The 4766-nt window shown below is 40.6% G+C and carries 6 protein-coding genes; all 6 read left to right on the forward strand.

The window, feature by feature from the left end; genetic code table 11:
- Window positions 1-32: 32 nt before the first annotated feature.
- Window positions 33-509 (forward strand): hypothetical protein, encoded by a 477-nt coding sequence (locus NB463_RS18595; RefSeq protein WP_080608926.1) that lies wholly within the window; start codon window positions 33-35, stop codon window positions 507-509.
- A gap of 155 nt (window positions 510-664) precedes the next feature.
- A complete protein-coding gene (locus tag NB463_RS18600) occupies window positions 665-1303 on the forward strand; it encodes a DJ-1/PfpI family protein (RefSeq protein WP_258432154.1) in 639 nt (212 codons plus the stop codon).
- 128 nt (window positions 1304-1431) lie between these two features.
- The gene (locus NB463_RS18610) at window positions 1432-2169 is read left to right on the forward strand and encodes an SDR family NAD(P)-dependent oxidoreductase (RefSeq protein ID WP_258432155.1); all 738 of its coding nucleotides are present in this window, start codon (window positions 1432-1434) and stop codon (window positions 2167-2169) included.
- A 300-nt stretch (window positions 2170-2469) separates the two neighbouring features.
- On the forward strand, window positions 2470-2943 hold the full coding sequence (locus tag NB463_RS18620; protein ID WP_258432156.1) for a hypothetical protein: 474 nt from the start codon (window positions 2470-2472) through the stop codon (window positions 2941-2943).
- Window positions 2944-3680: 737 nt separating this feature from the next.
- Entirely contained in the window at window positions 3681-3938 is a 258-nt protein-coding gene (locus NB463_RS18630; RefSeq protein ID WP_042524229.1) for a type II toxin-antitoxin system Phd/YefM family antitoxin, read from the forward strand.
- Window positions 3926-4228, forward strand: a complete 303-nt coding sequence (locus NB463_RS18635; RefSeq protein WP_104971831.1) for a type II toxin-antitoxin system RelE/ParE family toxin — start codon at window positions 3926-3928, stop codon at window positions 4226-4228. The genes NB463_RS18630 and NB463_RS18635 overlap by 13 nt, the downstream gene beginning before the upstream one ends.
- The last annotated feature ends 538 nt before the right edge of the window (window positions 4229-4766 follow it).

Here is a 4766-nt window from a genome sequence, read left to right on the forward strand (position 1 = left end):
TATCTATAAAATTAAGTATGAGAGTTGATTAGTTGGAAAAATCAGAGAAAACAGCAGTCGAAAAGGTCCTTTTGAGTGTTATCTCATTAGTTGGGACAATTATCTTATTGCCTTTCATTGTGCTAGTAGTACTTGCATTGGGTTATTTATTCGCCTTGTTCGATCTATTAGGCTCTGGAGATGCTTCATTACCTGAAGAAATCAAGTCATTGATACTGACAATTTGGCAGCAGGTTCTTCCAATAGCAGATAAGGGGTTAGCTCTTGTAAGCCCTATTTTAGTTTTGTTGATTCTAAGTGGTTTGGTTCGTTGGATAATTCCAAATGGCAAAAGTAATTTTAAGGAACTCACTGACAATATACCGTCAATTCTTGCTATTTTAGTTTTGGGGTCATTGTGTTTATTGCCAGTAATGGGTTATGAAATACCTAATGAACTGGGGAATATTGCACTAGTAGTAGTAGGTTTCTATTTTGGCAAACTACACACACATACAGATAAAACATAACAAACAATTTAAGAGGGATTCCCAACGCTTGGCATTTTTGTTTCTACTTCAATTTTAGTGGTTACGGTACAATGCTTTAGGTCGGGTGGTAGCGTTGCTCACCCCTTAATTGGGCGTTATGCGATTCATGAGGTCAGTGAAAGGAATAGAAATTTATGTACAAAGTTGGCGTTGTTATATTTGATGATTTCACAGATGTAGACTTTTTCCTTATGTATGATTTGCTTGGGAGGACAACCGACAGTTGGACGGTCAGCATACTGGGAACTAAACCTGAGCATCATTCACACCTTGGCATGAAAGTTAGAACTGACGGACATATTTCAGAGGTGGCGAACCAAGATGTCGTTCTTATCACTAGTGGTAAACGTGGTATTCCAGCAGCGATGAAAGATGCTGAATTTATGTCAGCGTTTAGCCTTGACCCAAACAAACAGCTAATTGGCTCGATTTGTGCTGGTTCATTCATCCTTCATGAGCTCGGTTTACTAAAAGGTAAGCCATTGACAACCAATCCAGATGCTAAAAGTGTTCTACAAAAGATGGGAGGAGACGTTCAGGATCTGCCTCTAGTAGTAGAAGGTAACATAGCCACTGCCGGAGGTTGTCTTTCGCTGATTTATCTCATTGGTTGGGTGGCAGAGCGGCTTTTTGACTCAGGTAAACGAAAAACTATTCAGAATCAATTAATTCCAGCTGGGCAGTTAGAACTTTTTGAAGAGCTCATTAACACAACTATTCAGTCAGCAGAGTCGAAAAATTCGCATAACAAAGCGTTTAAGAGTGATTCGTAACGCTTGGCATTTTTAGTTTGCGTTGGTTTTGGTGTTTAAGGTGCAATGCAGGAAGTCCGGCATTGCGTTACTCACACCTTAACGCGGCGTTAGCCGTCAAAGTTTACAAATAGGAAAGGAGTCCTAAATTGAAAATTGCATTAGTCACTGGTGGCTCAAAAGGTATCGGTTTGTATTCAGTTCTTCGGCTCGTGAAGCAGGGATATAAAGTTATTACGTGCTCGCGTTCGAAGAAGATTTGGCTTGATGTAATGCAAAAATATCCAGAATTAAAATCTGTTGATTATCAGTTGGTTGACATTGCGAATGAGCAACAATTAGACGGTTTATTTGCTCACATTGAAGCTCAATATGGAAAATTGGATGTAGCGGTAAATAACGCTTCTCCGATTCTTGCTTCTAGAGGTTACCTGTCTCAAGTCGATGTACCACTTCTCAAAGAAACACTTCATGTGGATTTTTTGTGCCAAGCCTTATGTTTGAGGTCTGAACTGAAACTAATGGAAGCAGGAGCATCCATAGTAAATGTAAGTTCCGTTAATGGTCTTAGGCCAACACCCAATGCATCAATGTATAGTGCTGCTAAACACGCGCTTGAGGGTCTGACTAGATCTGTTGCGCTAGAAAGCATCAAGTCTGGAATTCGAATTAATGCGGTTGCTCCCGGTGTAACGTGGACTCCCCGATGGGAAGAAAAGCAACTTGAAAACTCTGATATTCGCGCTGATGTTTCTGACGTAGTACCAATCAATCGTTTTGGGGAAATCGACGAAATCGTCAATGCAATTGAGTTTTTATTATCAGATAAAGCCAGCTATATCGTCGGTCATACGTTGGTAGTTGATGGTGGGCTATCGTTGGCATGATCGGCTAACAAACAATTTAAGAGTGATTCGGCACGCGTGGCACTTTTACTATGCGTTGTATTTAGTGATTAAGGTGGTATGCGGAAGCATCGGTATTGCGTACCTCACACCTTAATTGGGCGTTAGCACACAACAATTTAAATCAGCCATAATAGGTAGCTATGGATATTCATCAAATTTTGACTAGTGCTTTAAAAAAAACGAGATATCTTCCACTCTGAAGCTGATTTTCAACATCACTTAGCATGGGAAATTCACAGTTTTTCTGGTGATAGTTCTGATATTCGCTTGGAGTTTCCTTTGTCAAAAAGTGAATCCAAGAGATGGGAGTATTGCGACATTTTAGTCCGGAATCCATCTCCAATAGGAATTGAACTGAAATATAAAACTAAGAGGTCCATAGCCGAAGTAAACAATGAAGTATTTGAGTTAAAGCAGCAAGGTGCTCAAGACTTGGGAAGATACGACTTTCTAAAAGATATAAACCGATTGGAGTTTTGGTGTAAGCAGAACCAAATTTCTAGAGGTTACGCGATACTACTCACTAACGATTCAAGTTATTGGTCTGCTCCTGTTCAACTTAATACAGTAGATAAGGCATTTAGGCTACATCATAACGAAGTTGGCGGACAGTTGAAGTGGGACGCTGCTGCATCAAAAGGAACAATGAAAGGTCGCGAACGCAGCATCGAATTGCATGGTCACTATTCATTAAAGTGGTTTGATTCTCCTCGCATTGGTTTTAAGTATTTATTTGTAAAAGTTGAGTGCTAACAAAGCGTTCAAGACGGATTCACAACGCTTGGCATTTTCGGTTTGATTCAGCTTTAGAGTTTACGGCACAATGGTTTAGGCAAAGTGGTAGCGTTGCTCACCACTTAACGCGGCGTTAGTACTGGATTGGCATCAACGGTAAAATTTTCGGAGTTTATCGGTTTCTTTTCCTAGCTTTACACCTGGTTAAATGTGCCTTTCACGTTCTTTCCGGTGGCACTATATGAGTTGTGTTCGCGTTGATTTCACCGTTTACGGTTTCTAACTTTCGGGTTATTTCTTTGGTGTGGTTTCTTTGATGCTGGGAAATTTTCGTCAAACACTGAGTTTCTTTGGCGCGGTTGTTTAATCCTGAAGACCGTATCCTTTGCTAATTTGAAAACGGTGAAAATAGGTCAGTTAAGCAAGTTTTTCTTCTCGCCAACTTGCGTTTTGAGATTGAGTTCTAGTTTGGCAGTTGTCCCTTTAGCTTCAGCGTTTTAAGTCTTAATTTTCGTGCTATATTTCAATATCTTGGCATGTACCAAAGGTTAACGGGCAGCGTACTAACAAACAATTCAAGAGGGATTCGTAACGCGTGGCATTTTTACTATGCGTTAATTTTAGTGATTAAGGTGGTTTGCGGTGGCATCGGTGTTGCGTTACTCACCCCTTAATTGGGCGTTAGCCGTCATGGGGCTTGCTATACTCAAAGTGATAGAATAGTGTCACTTTAGTATTCCTTTGGAGCAGCCCTCATGAAAGTAGAACTAGTTACATCACTTAAACGCCAAGCAACCAAGATCCTCGCCGATCTCCACGACACTAAAGAACCAGTGTTAATTACCGAGCATGGTAAGCCATCTGCGTATCTAGTTGATGTTGATGATTACGAGTTCATGCAAAATCGTTTGGCTATTCTTGAGGGGATCGCACGAGGTGAACGCGCACTAGCTGACGGTAAAGCGGTAAGTCATGATGAAGCCAAGGAAAAAATGTCAAAATGGCTGAAATAATCTGGACTGAGCCAGCGTTATCTGACCTCAACGATATCGCAGAATACATAGCACTTGAAAATATTGTTGCTGCAAAGCAGTTAGTACAAACGATCTTCTCAAAAGTCGAACGACTACAAACTTTCCCAGAGTCAGGTCGTATTCCACCCGAACTAGAACATTTAAATTATCGTGAAGTTGTCGTTAATCCATGTCGTGTTTTCTATAAGCAAGATGGCGACAAGGTGTTTATTCTTTTTGTAATGCGTGCTGAGAGAGATTTACGGAAGTTCTTGTTGAGTAAGCAATAACCGTTGGGAATGAGCAGTAACAAACTGTTCAAGAGGGATTCGCAACGCGTGGCATTTTTACTATGCGTTGGTTTTAGTGATTAAGGTGGTTTGCGGCAGCTTTGGTATTGCGTTGCTCACCCCTTAACAGGGCGTTAGTTGGCTAACGAAGAAAAACGTACCTAAAGAAGAATGTTTAGGGCTAAAGTCCGTGTGTATTTGCTAGGTTTTCTTATTTCCATTTCTAGTTATTTGGGGTTGTGAAAATCGTGCTTTGGTTTCTTGTTTGGTTTGGATCTTCTGTTTCAGAAGCCGCTTTGTTTGTTGAAAGTCAGGTCTGTAACACCGTCTGTCTAAAAGAGCTTTTTTGTGTTGTTATTCCGTTTTCTAAGGCGTTTGAGTTCCAAGTGGTTTCAGTGACAAGTGCTTTGAAAATGCACCTGATTTGAGTCTTTCAAAGCACATAAAGCCAGTGTTGGCAAAGCGGCAATCAACATCACATCAAAGCTTTAGGTTTGGCAACTAACAAAGTATTCAAGAGGGATTAACAACGCTTGGC

Source organism: Vibrio sp. RM-41-2B (genome assembly GCF_024744415.1).
In the GTDB taxonomy this organism is placed as follows: domain Bacteria; phylum Pseudomonadota; class Gammaproteobacteria; order Enterobacterales; family Vibrionaceae; genus Vibrio; species Vibrio diabolicus.

Bases quoted from the DNA above. Each gene is read 5' to 3' on its own strand.
- NB463_RS18635 (WP_104971831.1), top strand. From the start codon at position 3,926: ATGGCTGAAATAATCTGGACTGAGCCAGCGTTATCTGACCTCAACGAT.
- NB463_RS18600 (WP_258432154.1), top strand. From the start codon at position 665: ATGTACAAAGTTGGCGTTGTTATATTTGATGATTTCACAGATGTAGAC.
- NB463_RS18630 (WP_042524229.1), top strand. From the start codon at position 3,681: ATGAAAGTAGAACTAGTTACATCACTTAAACGCCAAGCAACCAAGATC.